This is a genomic window from Streptococcaceae bacterium ESL0687, from assembly GCA_029392475.1.
Taxonomy (GTDB): domain Bacteria; phylum Bacillota; class Bacilli; order Lactobacillales; family Streptococcaceae; genus Floricoccus.
Genome location: CP113940.1, coordinates 656,818 through 678,045 on the forward strand (window position 1 = coordinate 656,818; position 21,228 = coordinate 678,045).

General features: G+C 37.6%; 21 protein-coding genes and 1 pseudogene. 17 read left to right on the top strand and 5 right to left on the bottom strand.

Annotated features, from left to right (window positions below):
* Nucleotide 1: 1 nt before the first annotated feature.
* Nucleotides 2-1,030 carry a M42 family metallopeptidase gene (locus OZX60_03330; GenBank protein WEV45776.1) on the bottom strand — a complete coding sequence of 343 codons (1,029 nt, stop codon included), beginning with the start codon at nt 1,028-1,030 and terminating at the stop codon, nt 2-4.
* A gap of 188 nt (nt 1,031-1,218) precedes the next feature.
* Between OZX60_03330 and OZX60_03335 the strand changes: the two are divergent.
* The 5 genes and pseudogenes from OZX60_03335 (at nt 1,219) to adhP (ending at nt 6,613) form a co-directional block, all read left to right on the top strand.
* Nucleotides 1,219-1,831 (top strand): annotated as a pseudogene (locus OZX60_03335) (histidine phosphatase family protein).
* A gap of 219 nt (nt 1,832-2,050) precedes the next feature.
* Complete coding sequence (gene guaA, locus OZX60_03340) at nt 2,051-3,577, top strand: glutamine-hydrolyzing GMP synthase (GenBank protein ID WEV45873.1); 1,527 nt, start codon at nt 2,051-2,053, stop codon at nt 3,575-3,577.
* Nucleotides 3,578-4,033: 456 nt separating this feature from the next.
* On the top strand, nt 4,034-4,630 hold the full coding sequence (locus OZX60_03345) for a hypothetical protein (protein WEV45777.1): 597 nt from the start codon (nt 4,034-4,036) through the stop codon (nt 4,628-4,630).
* Nucleotides 4,631-4,651: 21 nt separating this feature from the next.
* On the top strand, nt 4,652-5,422 hold the full coding sequence (locus OZX60_03350; GenBank protein WEV45778.1) for an HAD-IIB family hydrolase: 771 nt from the start codon (nt 4,652-4,654) through the stop codon (nt 5,420-5,422).
* Between the two features lie 126 nt (nt 5,423-5,548).
* Nucleotides 5,549-6,613 carry an alcohol dehydrogenase AdhP gene (gene adhP / locus OZX60_03355; GenBank protein ID WEV45779.1) on the top strand — a complete coding sequence of 355 codons (1,065 nt, stop codon included), beginning with the start codon at nt 5,549-5,551 and terminating at the stop codon, nt 6,611-6,613.
* A gap of 43 nt (nt 6,614-6,656) precedes the next feature.
* Here the strand turns inward: adhP and OZX60_03360 are convergent, their stop codons facing one another.
* Nucleotides 6,657-7,235, bottom strand: coding sequence for a hypothetical protein (locus OZX60_03360; protein ID WEV45780.1), 579 nt, complete (start codon nt 7,233-7,235; stop codon nt 6,657-6,659).
* 137 nt (nt 7,236-7,372) lie between these two features.
* Here OZX60_03360 and OZX60_03365 point away from each other — a divergent pair, with 137 nt between their 5' ends.
* The 3 genes from OZX60_03365 to OZX60_03375 all read left to right on the top strand — a co-directional run bounded on the left by OZX60_03365 (nt 7,373) and on the right by OZX60_03375 (nt 10,111).
* Nucleotides 7,373-7,783 (top strand): type II toxin-antitoxin system HicB family antitoxin, encoded by a 411-nt coding sequence (locus tag OZX60_03365; protein ID WEV45781.1) that lies wholly within the window; start codon nt 7,373-7,375, stop codon nt 7,781-7,783.
* 24 nt (nt 7,784-7,807) lie between these two features.
* On the top strand, nt 7,808-8,653 hold the full coding sequence (locus tag OZX60_03370) for an alpha/beta hydrolase (GenBank protein WEV45782.1): 846 nt from the start codon (nt 7,808-7,810) through the stop codon (nt 8,651-8,653).
* A 336-nt stretch (nt 8,654-8,989) separates the two neighbouring features.
* The gene (locus tag OZX60_03375; protein WEV45783.1) at nt 8,990-10,111 is read left to right on the top strand and encodes a Fic family protein; all 1,122 of its coding nucleotides are present in this window, start codon (nt 8,990-8,992) and stop codon (nt 10,109-10,111) included.
* A gap of 43 nt (nt 10,112-10,154) precedes the next feature.
* Here the strand turns inward: OZX60_03375 and OZX60_03380 are convergent, their stop codons facing one another.
* The 3 genes from OZX60_03380 to OZX60_03390 all read right to left on the bottom strand — a co-directional run bounded on the left by OZX60_03380 (nt 10,155) and on the right by OZX60_03390 (nt 13,038).
* Nucleotides 10,155-12,038, bottom strand: a complete 1,884-nt coding sequence (locus OZX60_03380; GenBank protein ID WEV45784.1) for a heavy metal translocating P-type ATPase — start codon at nt 12,036-12,038, stop codon at nt 10,155-10,157.
* A 140-nt stretch (nt 12,039-12,178) separates the two neighbouring features.
* On the bottom strand, nt 12,179-12,490 hold the full coding sequence (locus OZX60_03385) for a CHY zinc finger protein (GenBank protein WEV45785.1): 312 nt from the start codon (nt 12,488-12,490) through the stop codon (nt 12,179-12,181).
* A 2-nt stretch (nt 12,491-12,492) separates the two neighbouring features.
* On the bottom strand, nt 12,493-13,038 hold the full coding sequence (locus tag OZX60_03390; protein ID WEV45786.1) for a biotin transporter BioY: 546 nt from the start codon (nt 13,036-13,038) through the stop codon (nt 12,493-12,495).
* Nucleotides 13,039-13,098: 60 nt separating this feature from the next.
* Between OZX60_03390 and OZX60_03395 the strand changes: the two genes are divergently transcribed.
* The 9 genes from OZX60_03395 (at nt 13,099) to OZX60_03435 (ending at nt 21,215) form a co-directional block, all read left to right on the top strand.
* A complete protein-coding gene (locus OZX60_03395; protein WEV45787.1) occupies nt 13,099-13,566 on the top strand; it encodes a hypothetical protein in 468 nt (155 codons plus the stop codon).
* A gap of 9 nt (nt 13,567-13,575) precedes the next feature.
* Nucleotides 13,576-13,773: a hypothetical protein gene (locus OZX60_03400; GenBank protein ID WEV45788.1), complete on the top strand. Its 198-nt coding sequence runs from the start codon at nt 13,576-13,578 to the stop codon at nt 13,771-13,773.
* A gap of 383 nt (nt 13,774-14,156) precedes the next feature.
* On the top strand, nt 14,157-14,750 hold the full coding sequence (locus OZX60_03405; GenBank protein WEV45789.1) for a class I SAM-dependent methyltransferase: 594 nt from the start codon (nt 14,157-14,159) through the stop codon (nt 14,748-14,750).
* Nucleotides 14,747-16,030: a pyrimidine-nucleoside phosphorylase gene (locus OZX60_03410; GenBank protein WEV45790.1), complete on the top strand. Its 1,284-nt coding sequence runs from the start codon at nt 14,747-14,749 to the stop codon at nt 16,028-16,030. Before OZX60_03405 ends, OZX60_03410 begins: the two co-directional genes overlap by 4 nt.
* On the top strand, nt 16,030-16,695 hold the full coding sequence (gene deoC, locus OZX60_03415; GenBank protein ID WEV45791.1) for a deoxyribose-phosphate aldolase: 666 nt from the start codon (nt 16,030-16,032) through the stop codon (nt 16,693-16,695). Before OZX60_03410 ends, deoC begins: the two co-directional genes overlap by 1 nt.
* A complete protein-coding gene (locus OZX60_03420) occupies nt 16,685-17,083 on the top strand; it encodes a cytidine deaminase (GenBank protein WEV45792.1) in 399 nt (132 codons plus the stop codon). The genes deoC and OZX60_03420 overlap by 11 nt, the downstream gene beginning before the upstream one ends.
* Nucleotides 17,084-17,188: 105 nt before the next feature.
* On the top strand, nt 17,189-18,238 hold the full coding sequence (locus OZX60_03425; protein ID WEV45793.1) for a BMP family protein: 1,050 nt from the start codon (nt 17,189-17,191) through the stop codon (nt 18,236-18,238).
* 243 nt (nt 18,239-18,481) lie between these two features.
* The gene (locus OZX60_03430; protein WEV45794.1) at nt 18,482-19,540 is read left to right on the top strand and encodes a BMP family protein; all 1,059 of its coding nucleotides are present in this window, start codon (nt 18,482-18,484) and stop codon (nt 19,538-19,540) included.
* 151 nt (nt 19,541-19,691) lie between these two features.
* Nucleotides 19,692-21,215 (top strand): ABC transporter ATP-binding protein, encoded by a 1,524-nt coding sequence (locus OZX60_03435; GenBank protein WEV45795.1) that lies wholly within the window; start codon nt 19,692-19,694, stop codon nt 21,213-21,215.
* Nucleotides 21,216-21,228: the final 13 nt, after the last annotated feature.

Here is a 21,228-nt window from a genome sequence, read left to right on the forward strand (position 1 = left end):
TTTAGTTCATAATGTAGGCCATAACTAAATCATAGGTATTTTTAAGAGCATCAATATGGGTTCTTTCCATACCGTGGCTACTTGCAACACCAGGACCAATTAAGGCTGCTCTGATATTTGCTCCACCACTTAAGGCAGCTGAAGCATCACTTCCATACATTGGGTAGATATCAACAGCATAGCTAAGTTTATTTTCTTGTGCTAGGTTGATTAGTCTGCTGGTTAACTCATAGTCATATGGACCTGATGAATCTTTGGCACAGATTGAAACATCATATTCGGTACAAGCTAAATCAAGACCGATACATCCCATATCAACGGCTAGAAGTTCTGTGATATCTTCTGGAATCCATGAAGCCCCATGGCCAACCTCTTCGTAGGTTGAAAAGATAAAGGTTAAGTTTGTTTTTGGTTTAAGATTATTTTCCTTAAGTTCTTTTAAGAGGCTAAAAAGAATGGCAACTGAAGCCTTGTCGTCAAGGAAACGTGACTTAACAAAACCAGATTCTGTAACCTGAACCTTAGTATCATAGGCTACAATATCACCATTTTGGATGCCAAGCTTCTTAACATCATTCTTTGATTTTACTCGCTCGTCAATTTTTACAACCAGGCTATCAATATCACGTTCTTTAGTCGAAGCATCAGGGAAAACATGAATTGATGGAGTTTTTGAAAGAACTGTCCCTGTATAAACCTTACCTGAACGGGTAATGATATTACAATATTCTCCGTCAAGAGTTGGAGTTAGTGGCCCCCCAAGTTTTGTAAGTGAAAGAGTTCCGTCGTCATTGATTGATCTAACCATAAGACCTAAGGTATCAACGTGGGCACTTAGACCACGTGTTTGGCTAGTGTCTTCCCCCTCAAGGTGAACTAAAAGATTTCCTTTAGGAGTTATCATAGGTTCATAACCTAAATCATTAAGACTTTGGCCCAGAAAATCAATGGCATTTCTGGTATAACCGCTTGGGCTATCGATTGAAAGTAGGTCGACTAGGAAGGGAATGGTTTCGTCTTTTTTAAACATATAAATTTTGTAAGTAAATTTCTTACATCCTTTCTAAATTATTCTTCTGTAAATTATAACATGAAAACTATCAATAAAAAATAGAAGAAAATTTTTTAATGCAGCCTAATTTTTAATTCCAATATTTGTGAAATATTTTACAATAAATTAACTTTCTTATATAATTTGATTAGAGAAAAGGAGATTATATGGAAGTAAAGGAATTATTTTTGATGCGCCACGGGCAAACTCTTTTTAATGAACTGAAGAGGATTCAAGGTTCGAGTGATTCGCCCTTAACTGACAAGGGGATTGCTGATGCGGTTGAGGTGGGGGATTATTTTAGGAATCAAGGAATTTTTTGATTTTGCCTATTCGTCAACCCATGAGAGGGCGAGTGACACCTTGGAGTGCATTACTCTCATGCCTTACGAGCGAATGGAGGGACTTAAAGAATGGAATTTTGGGCGTTTTGAGGGGCAAAGTGAGGAGCTTAACCCGCCTCATAAACCAGGTGAAACTTCTTATGGCGATTTTTTTGTGCAGTATGGGGGTGAGTCTAGTAAAGAGGTGCAGGAGAGGATGAATGATTGCTTGAGCCAGATTATGGAAAGAGAAGGCTACGGGCGGGTTCTTGTAGTAAGTCACGGGGGTGCCTGCTATATGTTTCTGCAAAAATGGCTCTCTTTTCCTGAAATTAAAAAACGAGTTACAGATTTTCATAACTGTTGCATCCTAAAATTCACTTATATAGACGGTAAATTCGAATTTATTGAAGTGGTAAATGTAAAAGAGTTAGTATCTACTAGTGGAAATGGTTGATACTTATATTAGTATGTTGATATAGTATGTTTATGGTTTTTAATTGGTACAATGCATAAGGAAGTTAGGTTTACTGTGATTGTAGTAGATGATAGAAAATTGATTTTCAATATTTTAGTCAAAGCCCTGTAAATTCATTCTATTCTGTGATAAGATTAGAATAGTTATTAAATATTAGGAGGACTAGACTTGACTACAAACTTGAGCATTGCTGATGCTATGCAAAAGATTATCGTATTAGATTACGGTAGCCAATATAACCAATTAATTACCCGCCGTATCCGTGAATTTGGTGTGTTTTCTGAGCTTTTAAGCCACAAGGTTACTGCTCGTGAAATCCGTGAAATTGATCCAATTGGTATCATTTTATCAGGTGGACCTAACTCTGTTTATGACGAGGGAGCATTTGGAATTGACCAAGAAATTTTTGAACTTGGTATTCCAATTCTTGGTATTTGTTACGGAATGCAGTTAATTACTGACCGCCTTGGTGGTAAGGTTGAATCTGCAGATAACAGTGAGTACGGGAAAGCCATCCTTAAACATGCTGATGAGGCTGTTCTTTTTGCAAGCACTCCAAGTGAGCAACAAGTTTGGATGAGTCATGGGGATTTAGTTACTAAACTTCCAGAAGACTTTGAAACTGTAGCGACAAGTTCAGACTGTCCGATTGCTGCCATCCAAAACACAGTAACAAATGTTTACGGAGTACAGTTCCACCCAGAGGTTACTAACTCAATCTACGGGAATGACCTTCTAAAACACTTTGCCTTTGACGTATGTAAGGCGCGCGGTGACTGGTCAATGGATAACTTCATCGAGATGGAAGTACAAAAAATCCGTGAAAAAGTTGGCGACAAGAAAGTTCTTCTAGGTCTTTCAGGTGGTGTTGACTCATCAGTTGTAGGTGTTCTTTTACAACGCGCCATTGGAGATCAATTAACTTCAATCTTCGTTGACCACGGGCTTCTTCGTAAGGGTGAAGCTGAGCAAGTTATGGATACCCTTGGTGGAAAATTCGGACTTAATATCATCAAAGTTGATGCAAAAGACCGTTTCATGGACAAACTTGCTGGTGTTGATGATCCTGAGAAAAAACGTAAAATCATTGGTAATGAATTTGTTTATGTTTTTGATGATGAAGCAACAAAACTTAAGGGAGTTGACTTCCTAGCTCAAGGAACTCTGTATACTGACGTAATCGAATCAGGTACAGAAACTGCTCAAACAATCAAGAGCCACCACAATGTGGGAGGACTTCCTGAAGACATGCAGTTTGAACTAATCGAGCCTTTAAATACTCTATTCAAGGATGAAGTACGTGCTCTAGGTATCCAACTTGGTATGCCTGAAGAAATCGTTTGGCGTCAACCTTTCCCAGGACCAGGTCTTGCTATCCGTGTCATGGGTGCTATCACTGAAGACAAGCTTGAAATCGTTCGTGAGTCAGACGCTATCCTTCGTGAAGAGATTGTAAAAGCAGGTCTTGACCGTGAAATCTGGCAGTATTTCACAGTAAATACTGGAGTTAAATCAGTAGGTGTTATGGGTGACGGTCGTACTTATGACTACACAGTAGCCATTCGTGCCATTACCTCAATTGACGGAATGACAGCAGACTTTGCTCAAATTCCTTGGGATATCCTACAAAAAATCTCAGTTCGTATCGTAAATGAAGTTGACCACGTCAACCGCATAGTCTACGACATTACGAGCAAACCACCAGCAACTGTTGAGTGGGAATAAAATAAAAAACCTCCTAGGAGGTTTTTTTGTTTGCTGGTACATACGAACATTAGCAGCAAATCATTACCTATTTACACAGATATGATTTACAACTCTTTTCTAGACTGGTATGCTAGAATAGATGTTTATGATTTAATAATCTTTTTAAATCACCCATATTTTAATTATTATAGATTGGGTAAAGATATGTTTCAAACTAGCACAGTTATTATTCTCCTAGCCACGCTTTCAGCTTTTTCTAGGGGTATTATTAGTGTCATAGATCGTTATCAAATTGGCATTAAAAAGAATTCAGTTATTGAAGTAAATTTTTTCAATAATTTATTCACCTTATTTTTTGTAATTCTTTTGGCGAAAAAATTTTACTTTCTTCCATATCTTCTTGATTGGCGAGTATTAATGTATAGCCTTTTAGTGCAATTAGTAGCTGTAGGTTATTCTGTCCTCTTTAGGAAAATGACAATTCTTGAATCCATTATGTCAGCTAAGATGGCTGATTTGTTTATTCCTCTAGCGGTCTATCTTTCAACAGGCACCTTTAACCTTAAAACTTATATTCTAGCTATTATTACAACCTTGCTAGTTTTATTTTGGTTTAGGGATGGCAAAAGTAATAAGGGTGACTTTGTTCGAGGGATTTTCATTATTGTTCCTCTTTTAGTTATTCAAGCCTACCTTTCGCCTATTCTCGTGGGAAATTATAAAAATAGCTTGGAACAGATTATATCGTTTACTCTTGCAACTTTAGTTCTTAGGTTTATTATCTGCATGTTTCCCTTGTTTACTAGAAGAAGAATTAAGGGGAATTTTAATTTGAATGGGAATAGCTTGGTCCTATATTCCGTTAGGTCAATCCTTACAGTTTTAGCACAATTTACTTTTACAATAGTAACCTCAAGCCCTCTAGCTGCGGTGGGTTGGATTTTCCTAAATATGAGCTCCCTTTATGGCCTTATTGCATCAAGTTTAATTATTAAGGAGAAAAATACAGGTAGAGAAGTACTGTTAATTTTTATCATAACTTTTATTATGATTTTGGAAAAATTTATTTAGATTATTGGAGATAATAAGCATATGATTCACGTTTTTGACCTTGATGGAACTTTAGTTTTTAATGGGGTAAGTTTTAGAGATGACATAAAAGATGCCCTAAATCGGCTGATTGATAAGGGACAGGAGGTAATTTTTGCCTCAGCTCGTCCAATCAGGGACATGCTACCGCTTTTGGAAGACTTTTCAAGTGCCCATTTTATTGGTGGCAATGGCTCAATAATTAAGGATAAAAAAGGGAACATTGAGGTTCTTGCGGCTATTAATGAGGAAGCAGCTCAAAGGATAGAAGAGATTATTAGTAAATATCAAGTAAGTTATCTAATTGATGGAAGTTTTGACTATGCAGCAAGTATTCCTGATAGTCATCCCATAAAAAAGCAAGTTGATCCTGGGAATTTGGCCCAAAAGGTGGAGAGAAAAAAGATATCACCTGCAATTAAGATACTTTTACTTGATTTAAAAGATGATATTTATGAGGCAGTGTACCGGGAGCTTACGGATAATTTTGAAGGGGAGCTTGAAATTTATAGACACAGGGCTGAAGGAGGCATAGATATAAGTGCGGTAGGTGTTAATAAGTATTCAAGCCTTAAAAGATACCTGCCAGAGGGTGCCGCATACACCGCTTGGGGAAATGATGCCAATGATATTAAGCTTATTAACAATGCCAGTAAGGCCTACTTGGTCAACCCCGCAGAGGAAGTGATAAAAGAATGCCAGCACCATGAAAACTTAACCATTATTTCTGGCCAAGATTATGTGGCTGAGAGTATTTTGGAATATTGTAAATAAAAACCTCCATTGGAGGTTTTTTAATTGATGAAATTTTGATTTAATCCTTTATAATTTGAAAAGCATTCAGAAAACGATTACAATAAGTTTGTAAATTAATTAACTTAAAATTATGGGGGTTTGATTATGAAAGCAGTCGTTGTGAGAAATTCTAGTGATGGTTATACTGATGTTGTTGAAAAAGAACTTCGTCCTATTAGGTCAAATGAGGCTCTGGTTGATGTTGAGTATTGCGGAGTATGTCATACTGACCTTCATGTAGCAGCTGGTGATTACGGGGAAAAACCTGGTCGAGTTCTTGGACATGAAGGGATTGGGATTGTCCGTGAAATTGGAAGTGAGGTTACTTCTCTTGAAATTGGTGATAGGGTCTCAATTGCTTGGTTCTTTGAAGGTTGCGGACGTTGTGAGTACTGTGTAAGTGGTAATGAAACATTCTGTCGTAAGGTTAAGAATGCAGGTTATACAGTTGATGGAGGTATGGCTGAACAAGCTATTGTCACCGCTGACTATGCAGTAAAGGTGCCAGCTAATCTTGATCCAGTTGAGGCAAGTTCTATTACCTGTGCAGGTGTAACTACTTATAAGGCCATTAAGGTATCAGACATTAAACCTGGTCAATTTTTAGCCGTTTACGGGGCAGGAGGTCTAGGGAATCTGGCCATTCAATATGCAGTAAATGTCTTTGGAGCACGTGTTATTGCAGTTGACATTAACGAGGACAAATTAAGGCTTGCCCGTGAGTTGGGAGCTGAATTTACCTTTAATTCTCTTGAGGTTGATGCAGCCCTTGAGATTCAAAAATTAGGAGGAGCTCAAGCAGCTATTGTCACCGCTGTTCAAAAGGCTGCCTTTAATTCAGCAATTGCTGCTATGAAACCAATGGGAGTAGTTGTTGCTGTGGGACTTCCTGTTGAAACTATGGATCTTTCAATTCCAAGGACTGTGCTTGATGGTATTAAAGTTGTGGGTTCACTTGTAGGTACTCGTGAGGATCTTAAAGAAGCCTTTGATTTTGGAGCTCGTGGTCTTGTTAAACCAATAGTCAACACGCGCCCCATGGAAGACATCAACCAAATCATTGATGAAATGAAAGCAGGTAAAATTGAAGGTCGCATGGTTATTGACATGCAGGCGGGACATTCTTGTAGTTGTGAACGCAAGGAACAAATCGAGCAGATTAAGCTTTAAAAGTAGAAAACAAAAAAACCAGCTCATTGAGTTGGTTTTTTTATTACAAATGTACATACCTGTAAATTTGAAAAAGAATAAGTAGGATTAGAAGGATTAGAAAGACCAGATCAAGGGCATAGTTCTTGAAAATCAAAAAGATTATGTCTGGTTTGTTCTTAAGATGTCCTTTGAGAATCCTGTAGCGGTAATTTCTTAGGGGGATTCCTATTTGCCTACAGTTTCTATCATATCTGGTTGAAAACTGCTGGGAAAAATTGAGCCATTCCTTCTGGTAGTTGTCAGCTGTTGCATCAATCAAGTTATGGGCATAGACCTTGATGAAAGGATGGTAGTAGTTATCGGCCTTTTCGCAAATAGCTAGAATTTTTTTCCCGAGCTCCTGGGTTTCCTCAAGGGTTAAATCCTCATAAAACAAAAGGTCTTCCACCAGGGTATAGATCTTTGAATAGCAGGACTCAAAAATCCTTCTTTCTGTCACCTGCTTTTGCGGCTTGCCCGTATAGTAGACCGCAGCAGTCGCTGATATAATGGCTACAAGGATTGTTATGATTGAGTCAATATAGGCCAAAATATCATCCAAAGACAGACTTGAACTTGTGAGGAAGTAAAAAATATTCATAAAATCACCCTTTCTTTTTCTTTATAAATCATTATAGCAAGAATACCCGTAGATTCCTAAGAAGTCAAATCTTATAAGCATAGGGATGAAGCCAAACATGGTAAAATAAAAGAAGACTACAAAGACAAGGAGAAAAAATGAATAATTTTTTTGTTTGCCCGGTAATTATTAGCGAGGAAAAAGGTGAGCTGAAGCCCTACCTAACCTATATACCAGCCATTGATACCTATATTCAGGCCAAGTCAGTGGCCGAATCAATGGAGCTTGCTAGGGATACTTTGGGCGAGTACAGTTTAAAAAATGATCTACCAGCGTCAAGCTATGAGCTACCAGAAGAAGCAAGCAGTCATATTAGTGTCAGTAGTGATAATAATGACCTAATAACTTTAATTGATGTTGATGTAAGCTCTTATAAGGCAAAATATGATACCAGGCCAGTTAAAAAGACAGTAAATATCCCCAAATATTTGAATGATCTAGGAGTGGAGAAGAAGATTAACTTTTCAGATCTTCTAAAAAGAGCATTGATTGATGAACTGAAAATCTAGAAAGGTATAAAGGTATGTAATGGTATGAAAAAGTTTTTGCTTCCTCTTCTAGTAAGTTGTCTGCTTATTTTGCTGGCTTATGTAGGATACTTTCATTATAAGAAATCGTCCTATGTCTATGATCCAGTGCCCACCTTTTATTTTCATGGCTACAGTGGGACTGCAAACTCAACTTCAAGCATGATTAGTTATGCCAAAAAAAACTACGGGGCCCACAAGGTGCTTACAGCTACTGTCTCTAGTAGCGGAAGTGTCAAGCTTAGTGGTTCCTGGGACGAGGGTACAGACAAGCCTCTTATCCAGGTGATTGTGGAAGATAATATAAGTACGGATATGGATATGCTTGCCATCTGGTATTCAAATGTCATTGAGAAGGTAAAGTCAGAGCATGATTTTGAAAGCTACAATACGGTCGCGCACTCCATGGGAAATTCAGGCATCCAGTACCTTCTGATTAGGGAGGCTACAAATGCGGACTTTCCTAAGCTTAATAGGGAGGTTGTCCTAGCTGCTCCGATTAATGGGGATATTAGTTTGGATGACCATGAAAATGCAAATTCCCTGGGTGAGGACGGCTATCCCAAGATTGTCAATAAAAACTATGAGTACTATATAGCCAACATAGATAGCTTCCCTAAAAATCAAATTGATATTTTAAATATTTACGGAAATCTTGAGGACGGGAGTGATTCTGATGGTAGTGTTACAACAGTAGCAGCAAAATCCCTCAAATATTTGGCTAATAAATATGCCAAATCCTATGAAGAGGTCGAAATCAAAGGAGAAGATGCCCAGCACAGTAAACTTCATGAAAATAGCCAGGTTGATAAGTTGATTGGTGACTTCCTCTGGCAGAAAAAGAGTGAATAAAAATTTTTATATTTATATGAGTATAAAAATATGATAAAATAATAGTAAGTATCGGGGCGAATGCCCCATCCCTTACTTACTGAACAATTTTAGAAGAATGTCGACGACTTTATCGAGTATTTCCAGTACAAGCGATATTATAGTTAACTAAAGAGTTAGCTCTTTTCTCTTCTTTGATTGTTCTTTTTTTATGAAAAAATTAGAGTTTTGGATAATCTAAAAATTTACTTCATAAGCATATATATTGCTTAATATTATATCTAAAATTAAAACAATTGAATTTAAAGTATAAAAAATGTACAATAGTGTAACTAAATATAATAATAGAGGTGTAATATGGCTATAAAAGGTATAAAAATGTTGCCACCATCAGTATCAGATCGTCAGGCAAAGGACATTTATGCTTCTCTAGCAAATGTCAAACAAAAAATTGGTAAATTAACTGCTGAAATTAAATACTCACTCGTAAGTGAAAATCTTGTAAATTTACTATCCCTTCAAGAGTCTGTAGAATCGACAAGGATTGAAGGAACTCAGGTAACTTTTTCTAATGCTATTGAAAATATTGATTCTGCAAAAAAAAGTACAGAGCAAAGAGAAGTTGAAAACTATCAAAGGGCTCTTCTAAGAGGATCAGAATTAGTTCGTAATGGATATCCTATTGCTACTAGGTTACTGCAAGAACTCCATGAAATTTTGATGAATGGTTCTAGGGGGACATCCAGTGGTGCTGGTAAGTTTAGAAAGATTCAAAATTTCATAGGTCCTACTAATAAAATAGAAGATGCAGTATACATTCCAATAGGTGCTAATGAGATTAGTAGCTATATGGAAAATTTGGAACACTATATAAATTCTCAAAGCCATCGTTCTTTTGTTAAACACTCTGGAGAAGGTGAAATTTTTGATGAAACTGTTGACCCTTTAATAAAAACAGCAATTATGCACGCCCAATTTGAATCAATCCATCCTTTCTTAGATGGTAATGGTCGCTTAGGAAGAATAATGATTGTTTTAAATATGTTAAATGATAAATTAATTGAATATCCTGTATTTTTTGTCAGCGAAGAGCTGGAAAAAGAAAAGGCCAGATATTATGATTTACTAAATGGTGTTAGAGGGGATAATCCTGATTGGTATTCTTGGATTAAATTTTTTATTGATTCTTGTGATCGAATGGCTGATAATCTACTGAAAAAGCTGAATTTAGCTCAAGATTTGGCATTAAATGGTAATAAAAATTTAAAAACTCCTTCTCTTAAACAAGTATGGCTAGCAACATTTAGAATCCCTGTTGCTACTGTGGCACAAATTAAGGAGATTACTGGACTAAGTGCGGCTACTGTTCGAAAAAATTTAGAGATACTAGTAGATGAAGGCCTTCTTTATGTAAGTAAGCAGGAAAAACGCAATAAAAAGTATAGAAATTATAGTCTTATGAGAATATTAGAGGGCTAATGTGGTATGAAATTAACAAAAAAACCTGAATAAATCAGGTTTTTTATTTTTGATAATCTTTTTTAAGGATGCGAACGGTGTTTAGGACTGCAATGACTGTGACACCTACGTCTGCAAATACTGCCTCCCACATGCTTGCAACCCCAAAGGTTCCTAGGATGATGAAAAGTAGTTTTACAATCAAGGCAAAGGCAATGTTCTGGATGACAATCTTGCGCGTGAAGGCTGCAATTTTAATGGTTGTAGCAATCTTAGAAGGTTGATCTTTCATGATAACAATATCAGATGCTTCAACAGCCGCATCACTTCCGACCCCGCCCATTGATATTCCGATATCAGCAAGAGTCAAGGCTGGGGCATCGTTGACACCATCACCTGTGAAGATTGTTTTTTTATTGCGGGCGTGAGATTTTTCCTTTAAGTCTTCTAAAATATTAACCTTGTCCTCAGGTAGGAGTCCTGCATAGACTTGGCTTAATCCCAGTTGGCCAGCAATATCTTTTGCTACCTTCTCATTGTCCCCTGTAAGCATGACAAGATTTGTAATTCCAAGTTTTTTAAGGTTTCCGATGGCAACTTTTGCATCAGCCTTAATCTTATCAGATACTGTTATAACACCTAAGTAGTTGCCGTCAAGGGCCACATAGATAAGGGTACCACTTCTTTTACTTGCTGTAATTTTTAAGCCAAGATTTTCCATGGCCTTCATATTACCTACAACAAGCTCTTGCCCGTTAATAAATCCTTTAAGTCCGTGACCTGGGATTTCTTCAATTCCTTTGGTCTCATAGGCAGCTAAATCTATCTTATTATAGGCTAAAACTGACTTTGCGATGGGGTGATTTGATTCTTTTTCAAGGGCTGCCACAAGGGCTATCAGGTCTTGGTCAGATAGCTTGCTGTGGTTTTCAATATTTGTTACTTCAAAAACCCCTTCAGTAAGTGTCCCTGTTTTGTCAAAAACAACTGTATCAACGTCATTTAGGGCTTCAAGGAAGTTACTTCCCTTTACTAGAACCCCGTGCTTAGAGGCGGCACCGATACCTGCAAAGAAGCTTAGTGGAACAGAGATAACAAGGGCACAAGGGCACGAAATAACAAGGAAGACAAGAGATCTTCTAAACCAGACTGTCCAGTCGCCACCTGCTAAAAGGGGCGGAAGGACGGCAATTAAGATAGCAGCTAGGACAACTAGGGGAGTGTAGTAGCGAGCGAACTTGCTGATGAATTTTTCAGTCGGTGCCTTGGAGTCACTTGCATTTTCAACAAGATCAAGGATTTTAGCAACGGCTGAGTCCTGATAGACTTTACTTGCCCTAAGAGTGATTAGCCCTTCTTGATTGATAGAACCGCTTAAAACTGTGTCTCCTTTGTCTACTGATACGGGAAGAGATTCTCCGGTGAGGGCTGCGGTATTAACGCTTGATTTACCGTCAATTACTAGCCCATCAACTGGTACCTTTTCTCCTGGTTTTACAAGGAAAATGTCTCCGACCTTTAAAAGGGTAGGATCTACGGTTTCAACTCCCTTATCAGTTTTTAGGTGGGCAAATTCTGGTTTTGCTTCTAAAAGACCTGAGATAGAACGTTTTGACCGGTCAACAGCCATGTCTTCGATGATATCTCCAATTTCATAAAGGACCATTACAGCAACTGCTTCAGGATATTCACCGATTAAAAGGGCCCCGATAGTTGCAATGGACATGAGCATATTTTCGCTGAAAAAATCTCCTGCCATGATATTTTTAACCGTTTTTCTTAACACCCCTTGGGCCGCAATTAGATAGGCAAGAAGGAAAATTCCTGTGCTTAGGGCTTGGTTGCTTGACTTAAAGTAGATTCCAAGGATACAAAAGGCAATACTTGTAAGGATTAAAGATCCCTTTTCCTTTGCTTCCTTATCCAGTCTTAGGTTGAAAGTTTTCATAATAATTTCTCCATACATGATATTTATTTCATATGTAAATTTTATCATACGAATGATAAAAGTCAAATAATAAGTAAGAAAAAAGACAGGATTTGTGCCCTGTCTTTTTATTACTATTTGGTTATTGGATTACTTGATTATTACTTGTGGGTGTAAATATCTTTATGTAGGCTACATTTTGGATTAAAGGCTGACTGACATGACTGACATTTTACAAGTTTACTGTATTCCTTGTAGCTATATGTTTGGCCACAAAGGCAGCACATGACAGAAAGTGTTTGATCCTCATAGGGAAAGCCTTTGAATTTATGATTTTCTAAGGAATCATGGCAAAGGTAGCAGGCATAGAGTTTCTTACATTCATTACACCTGTTAGCAATGATATCTAGATCACTATTATAATGAATGCAGCCGCCATTTGCTTGAAGCTTAAGTCCGTAAACAGTTTCCACTTTTAGTTTCTACCAGTGATGTTTTTTGGTAGAAGAACATAGATTAGGCTTGCAACAAGGGCCTTAATTGTATCTCCTGGGATAAAGGTAACTTGAAGGTAAAGGGCCTTTAAGAAAGGCATCTTGCTGGCCGGTGAAAGGTGAAGACCTAGGGCGCCTAAGAAATCAAGAAGGAGAACTCCGATTAAGAAGGAAATGACAAAGGCTTTGATAAAGTTAATAGGCTTTGGACATTTTTCGATTAGGTAAGAAATAAGGAAGGCACATACAGGATATGCAAAGAGGTAACCTGCAGTAGGTCCTACAAATGATGCCGCATTTCCCTTACCACCTGCAAGAAGAGGAAGACCGATTGCGACCATTAAAAGAAAGACTGATACAACGGTGAAAGATTCAGCCTTACGAAGTAAAAGACCAGTAAGGATAATACCCATGTTTTGGATAACTATAGGAACAGGAATGAAGCCCAGAGGGATACCTGGGAAAAATCCTAAGACAATGATAATTGCAAGCATCATGGCAGAAAGTGTAAGTCTTTGTGTTTTCAAAATAAAATCTCCTAAAATATTTGTTAACTATTACAATAAATATAGGGTAACAAAAAGAAAATGATTTGGCAAGACAATTTTTTTCTGAAATGTTGTGAAAGTAAAATTAGTAGTTTTTGTATCTATCCTTCACGCCTTGAAACTAATACAATATATGGGAGGCTTTCTGTAGATGCCCAGCGTTCTTCTTGGTTCCCTTTTCAAAAATCTAACGAGATGCGGGAGGCTTATGCCTTACAAATTTGTAAATTTTCAACCGCTATGGATATTGAAAGAATTAGATATGTTGGTTATCAGTTTTTAACTTATGAACCTGTAAGTGATTCCGTGTTGTCCGATAAAGTTGAATCTATTGATATAATTGAAAAGAAATGGAAATATACATCCTTAGCTAAAAAATTTAAGATATTAGATTATGTTTATGCTAAATTAAAAGAAGCAGAACAAGCAGAAAAACAAGGAAAAATAGCAAAAGGTACTAAATGGCAATGGATTAGATATGAATTAGGAAAGGACGGCTTTTATTAATAGCATTACTTGAATTCAAGAGTAATAATTAGTGGAGAATTTCTTAGAAATATTATTAGTTGGTTTGAACTTTTGCATTTTTATGATAATTATGAGCTCGCAAAAGAAGGACTTGCTAATATGAGAAGGGATATTAATAAAGCAATTGATACTAATACGCCTTTAGAGACAATCCCAGAAGACATCTATAATAAGATTATTTTTTAAGTATCTAGTAGCCCACACGGGCTTTTTTTATTCAATGAATAACAAAAGAAAAACACAAGGAAACAGGAAGAATTTGGATGACGTGGGTTAGGTGATTAAGCAGTATTTAGTTCTTGTATTACTGAAGAATATTGAATATGCAAGATAAGATTTATAAACAAATACCAAAAACACTCACCAACCGCGCGTGATTTTGTTTAACTTTTTGGTCTATAAGCATTTATCCTTTAAAAGAGGGTTACATGTTGAAAAATATGGTAGAATTAGATGAAAGCAGTTTATTAGAAGATTTGTTAGCGTATTTGCTAGCTGGTAGTAATTATATTTGCAGTTATTACCTGTCTTTTAGTAATTGGCTAAGATATAGAAAGAGGTTGAAGTAATTGGCTAAAATGTACTTTGATGAAAATCCAGATGCCAAGCATGACATTCATGAGTTAAAGGTTAAATTGCTGGATATCCCTATGTCATTTTTGACTGATAGCGGGGTTTTTAGTAAAACTCAAATTGACTTTGGAAGTCGTGTTCTTCTCGATAATACCCACATGGAAGAGGGAGAAAGCCTACTTGACGTTGGATGTGGTTACGGTCCTATGGGACTAACCCTTGCCAAAAAATACGGTGTTCATCCAACTTTAATTGACGTTAATGAACGTGCGTTGGGCCTTGCGGAACAAAATGCCCAAGCAAACCATGTTGATGCTCGTATCTTCAAGTCTGACGTTTACTCAGCTCTTGGGGACGAAAAATTTGATCATATCGTGAGTAATCCGCCCATTCGTGCTGGGAAGACTGTCGTTCATTCTGTTCTTACGGGAGCTTATGATCACTTGAATCCGGGTGGGGATTTAGTGATTGTTATCCAGAAGAAACAAGGGGCACCGTCGGCTCAGAAAAAAATGGAGGAAACCTTCGGTAATGTAAGTGTTGTAGCCAAGGAGAAGGGGTATTTTATTCTAAGGAGTGTGAAAGAATGACTTACAGGATGATTGATCTTATTCAGAAAAAAAGAGACGGTCTTGAGCTTAAGGAAGAAGAAATTTACTGGCTGGTAAATAACTATGCAGAAGGTACAGTTCCTGACTATCAAATGTCAGCTCTTGCCATGGCCATTTACTTTCAGGGGATGACAACAGAGGAAACTCGTCATTTAACCATGGCCATGGTTGGAACTGGTAAACAGATTGATCTTTCTTCGATTGAAGGAATTAAGGTTGATAAACATTCAACTGGTGGCGTGGGAGACAAGGTAAGTATTATCTTGGGCCCACTTGTGGCAAGTTTTGATGTTCCTGTTGCCAAAATGAGTGGACGAGGTCTTGGTCACACAGGTGGTACTATTGATAAGCTTGAATCAATTACAGGTTTTGAAACAGAGCTTACTGAAGACCGTTTTATGAATCAAGTTCAAGATATCGATCTTGCAATTATTTCCCAATCTGATGATTTGGTTAAGGCAGATAAGCTTCTTTATGCCTTGCGTGATGTTACAGCGACAGTGGATATTATCCCCTTAATCGCATCATCTATCATGTCTAAGAAGATTGCGGCAGGAGCTGATGCTATTCTTTTAGATGTAACAGTCGGAGATGGTGCCTTCATGAAAAATCTGAGTGACGCAGAAACGCTTGCTACTACCATGGTTGATCTTGGAAAAGCAGTGGGACGTGATACTGTGGCGGTACTTACCGACATGCAGCAGCCACTTGGTCTTACAATTGGTAACAAGCTTGAAATCATTGAAGCCATTGAGGTCATGGAAGGACGTGGCAGCAAGGAATTAACTGATTTTATCTGTCAGTTGGCTAAAATCATGCTGTCTCTTGCTGGTCTTGAAAAGACTGATGAAGAAATCAGATACAATCTAACAGAAGGGCCAGCCCTTGATAAATTTGATCAATTTGTTCTAGCCCAAGGTGGTGATTTGGAAAATGCTCGTCATATAACTCCCTGCAAGTACTCTTATGAATTTAAGGCAGATAAGGCAGGTTTCATTGAAGAATTGCCAGCAGATGTTTTAGGTCGTTTGGCCATGAAAGCGGGGGCAGGACGCGCAACCAAGGCTGATTCAATTGATATGGATGCAGGAATTGTCCTTGACAAAAAAATAGGTGATTCAGTAGAAGTGGGTGACAAAATCTTTACTATCTACTATAATAATCATCTGTCTGATTCAGAAATCGAAGAAGTTCGTCCTAAGATTGTAATTGGACCTAACAAAAAAGAAATAAAAGAAATTTTGGAGATTATTAAATAATGACTAAATTAAACAAGTATATCGACCATACGGTTTTAAAGGCCGATACAGCTAGGGAAAAAGTTCAACAAATTATTGATGAAGCTAAAAAATACGACTTTAAGAGTGTTTGTATCAATCCTACTTGGGTGAGCTATGCAACTGACCAACTTAAGGATTCTGATGTTTTAGTATGTACAGTAATTGGCTTTCCTTTGGGAGCAAATACACCAGAAACTAAAGCCTTCGAAACAGCAAATGCTGTTGAAAATGGTGCTGACGAGGTTGACATGGTAATCAATATCGGTGCTTTAAAATCAGGAGATTTAGATCTTCTTTCTCGCGATATTAAGGCAGTAGTTGATGCATCAGGTCAGGCTACAACGAAGGTTATCATCGAAACTTCCCTTCTTACTGACGAAGAAAAAGTTACAGCTTGCAAAATCGCCAAAGAAGCAGGAGCTGACTTTGTTAAGACTTCAACTGGTTTTTCTACAGGTGGAGCAACAGTGGAAGACATCCGCTTGATGCGTCAAACAGTAGGTCCTGACATGGGAGTTAAAGCTAGTGGTGGAATCTACAGTGATGCTGATGCTCAGGCTATGATTGAAGCTGGAGCAACAAGAATTGGTACCAGCGCTGGAGTAGCAATTATGGAGGGTGAGAAAGCAAACGATGGATATTAAGAAGTTACAAGATGCTGCCATTAATGCCAGTAAAAATGCCTATGTTCCTTATTCAGAATTTCCAGTAGGTGCAGCTCTACTTACGATTGATGGAAAGATTTTTGAAGGATGTAATATTGAAAATGCTTCTTTTGGCCTAACAAATTGTGCTGAAAGAACAGCAATTTTTAAGGCAATCAGTGAGGGTGAAGAAAGGGGCGAATTTGTAGCTATGGCTGTTTATGGCGACAAGGCTGCAAAACCAATCTCACCATGCGGAGCCTGTAGGCAGGTAATGGTTGAATTCTTTGACCGTGATTTTCCAGTATATTTAATTTCTAATACCCAAGAAGTCAAAAAAATTATGATAACTGAGCTTTTACCTTATCAATTTGACGAATTAAGCTAATATTTCCTCATATTTACTATTGCAAATGTAAAATAAATGTAATATAATTAATACCTGTAGGCATTTTTTATGCCGTATAGAAACGGAAAAAGGTGGAGTTATTTCATGAACAAAAAATTTTTAGCAGCTAGCCTTGCAACTGGTGCAGTTTTAAGCTTAACAGCGTGTGGTTCACGTGATGGTGGTACTTCTAAATCAGGAGATACTGATCTTAAGGTAGCTATGGTAGCTGATACAGGTGGTATTGATGACCGTTCTTTCAACCAATCAGCCTGGGAAGGTTTACAGGCTTGGGGTAAAGAGCACAGCCTTTCTAAAGATAAAGGTTACACTTACTACAACTCAGGTTCTGAAGCAGACTTTGCAAATAACTTCAGCCAAGCAGTTGCAAGTGGCTATAATCTGATCTACGGTATTGGTTTTAAACTAACTAAAGATTTAGAAGATGCTGCTAAAAATAATACTGATACTAAATTTGTTATTATCGACAATGAAATTGACGGCCTAAACAACGTAGCAAGCGCAACATTTGCTGACCAAGAGGGAGCATACCTTGCTGGTGTTGCTGCTGCTAAAACTACTAAGACCAACAAAGTAGGATTTATCGGTGGAGTTGAAAACGTCGTAATCAAACGTTTTGAAGCAGGTTTCATTGCAGGTGTTAAATCAGTTAATGAAAACATTGATGTAAAAGTTGATTATGCAGCAAGTTTCTCAGATGCTGCTAAAGGAAAATCAATTGCATCAGCTCAATATGCAACTGGTGCAGACGTAATCTATCAAGCTGCCGGTGGTGTAGGAAATGGTGTATTCTCTGCTGCTAAAGATGAGAATGAAAGAAAAGACGAAGCTGATAAAGTTTGGGTAATCGGAGTTGACCGTGACCAAAAAGATGAAGGTTCATACAAGTCTAAAGATGGTAAAGAGTCTAACTTTGTTTTAGGTTCAACAATCAAAGAAGTTGGAAAAGTTATTGAAATCATCAGTGATGAAACAGTCAAAGGAAGTTTCCCAGGTGGAAAACACATTGCCTACGGAATCAAAGATGGATCAGTTGACTTTGCTCAAACTAACCTTTCAGATTCAGCTAAAGAAGCTGTAGAAGCTGCTCGTACTGAAATCAAAGGTGGAAAAATTACAGTTCCAGAAAAATAATAAAAAAGATTAGGAAATTTTCCTAATCTTTTTTTATTTTTTGTTAAATAGTAAACATTTAGAAGGTAAGAAAGAATTTTTTGGTTAATGTTCGTTTTTAAGCCTTTTAGAAAACGTTTTCCTAATATTAATCTTAAGATTATGTTGAAAAATAAAAAATAATATACTATAATTTACTTGAAAGTGATTATTAGATAATCATTGGTTACGAAAGAATAAATTTTTTGGAGGATTAACTTTATTATGAACAAACGTGTTTTAGGTGCTGGTCTTGCGGCTACAGCTCTTTTATCACTAACTGCTTGTGGATCACGTGATGGGAAAGATTCATCATCTACATCTGAGGGTAAAACTGATCTTAAAATCGCAATGATCACTGATACAGGTGGTGTTGACGATAAATCATTTAACCAATCAGCTTGGGAAGGTATGCAAGCTTGGGGTAAAGACCACGGCCTTTCAAAAGACAAAGGATACACATATTTTGTTTCTACAAATGAATCAGACTTCGCTAACAACTTTGACACAGCTGTAGCTGACGGATACGGATTAATCTTTGGAGTAGGTTTCAAACTTCAAAAAGCTGTTGAAGAAGCTGCTGCTAAAAATGAAAATACTAAATTCGTAATCATTGACGATGAAATCACTGGGAAAGACAATGTAGCAAGTGCAACATTTGCTGACCAAGAAGCTGCTTACCTTGCAGGTGTTGCTGCTGCTAAAACTACTAAGACTAACAAAGTAGGATTTATCGGTGGGGTTGAAGGAACTGTAATCACTCGTTTCGAAAAAGGTTTCGTTGCAGGTGTTAAATCAGTTGATAAAAACATTGACGTAAAAGTTGACTACGCTGCTGACTTTGCTGATGCTTCTAAAGGTAGAACAATCGCTGCAGCTCAATACGCAAGTGGAGTTGACGTAATCTACCAAGCTGCTGGTGGAACTGGTGCTGGAGTATTCTCTGCTGCTAAATCAGAAAACGAAAGAAAAAATGAAGCTGATAAAGTTTGGGTAATCGGAGTTGACCGTGACCAAGCTGACGAAGGTTCATACAAATCTAAAGATGGTAAAGAATCTAACTTTGTTCTAGGTTCATCTATTAAAGGTGTTGGTGCCGTTGTTAAAACAATCGCTAACGAAACAGTTGACGGAAAATTCCCAGGTGGAAAACATGAAGTATTTGGTATCAAAGACGGATCAGTTGACTTTGTTGAAACAAACCTTTCTGACGATGCTAAAAAAGCTGTAGAAGCTGCTCGTACTGAAATTAAAGATGGAAAAGTAGAAGTTCCAGAAAATTAATGAAAATACCATGAAAACGAGAATTATTCTCGTTTTTGTGTGCCCAAACTACTTACAAATAATCAAGGTTTTTGGTATAATTATTATCATCTATGCAAATGGAAAACCATGATTATTTCCATGGTAGGAATAAAAAGACGAGGAAAAACTAATGGCTGAAAATGTTATTGAAATGCGTAACGTCAGAAAAGTCTTTGGTAATTTTGTTGCCAATGACAATATCAATCTGACCCTACGTAAGGGAGAAATCCACGCCTTACTTGGTGAAAATGGAGCCGGAAAATCAACTCTCATGAACATGCTTGCTGGACTCTTAGAGCCAACAAGTGGGGAGATTTTGATAAATGGTAAGGTTGAGAAGATTGACTCACCGTCCAAGGCTACAAAACTGGGTATCGGAATGGTCCACCAGCACTTTATGTTGATTGATGCCTTCACAGTAACCGAGAATATCATCTTAGGTGACGAGAAAACATCTGGTATAAAGCTTGATACTAAGGATGCGGCTAAAGAAATTGAAGCCCTGTCTAAAAGATATGGTCTTGAGGTAACGCCTGATGCCTATGTTCGTGATATTGGTGTTGGGCAACAGCAAAGGGTTGAAATCATTAAAACCCTTTACCGTAAGGCTGATATCATTATCTTTGATGAACCGACAGCAGTTTTAACACCTGCTGAAATTGGTGAATTAATGCAAATCATGAAGGAGCTTGCTAAGGAAGGGAAATCAATCATTTTGATTACCCACAAATTAGATGAAATCCGTGAGGTTGCAGACCGTGTAACTGTCATTAGACGTGGTCAAATGATTGATACTGTTGATGTTGAAGGTCGTTCTAACCAAGAACTTGCTGAAATGATGGTTGGTCACAGCGTATCATTTAAGACAGATAAAATTGAGTCAACTCCAGGGGATGTTGTCCTTGAAATTGATTCTCTTGTGGTTAATGAAGGCCGTGGAGTGCCTGCTGTAAATAACTTAAGTCTTTCAGTTCGTGCTGGTGAGATTGTTGGGATTGCAGGTATTGACGGAAACGGTCAAAGTGAGTTAATTCAAGCTATTACAGGTCTTCGTAAGATTGAAAGTGGTCTTGTTAAAATTAAAGGTCAAGATGCAACTAATCTTACACCACGTAAGATTACAGAAATGGCTGTGGGACATGTCCCTGAAGACCGTCACCGTGATGGTTTAGTTCTTGATATGACACTGGCTGAAAACATTGCCCTTCAAACTTACTATAAATCACCTCTAAGCAAGCACGGTTTCCTAAATTACAAGGAAATCAATGCCCACGCAAGAGAATTGATTGAAGAATTTGACGTAAGGACAGCTAATGAACTTGTAGCAGCAAGGTCATTGTCTGGAGGTAACCAACAAAAGGCAATCATCGCAAGAGAGATTGATTTAAATCCTGATTTATTGATTGTCAGCCAGCCAACTCGTGGTCTTGACGTCGGTGCCATTGAATACATCCACAAGCGTTTAATTCAAGCACGTGACGAAGGAAAAGCTGTACTTGTTGTAAGTTTTGAGTTAGATGAAATCCTGAATGTTTCAGATAGAATAGCTGTTATCCATAGTGGTAAGATACAAGGAATCGTTACTCCAAAAGATACTAATAAGCAAGAACTTGGTATCTTAATGGTCGGCGGGAAAGGGGGAGAGACTAAGTAAGATCTCTTCTTCC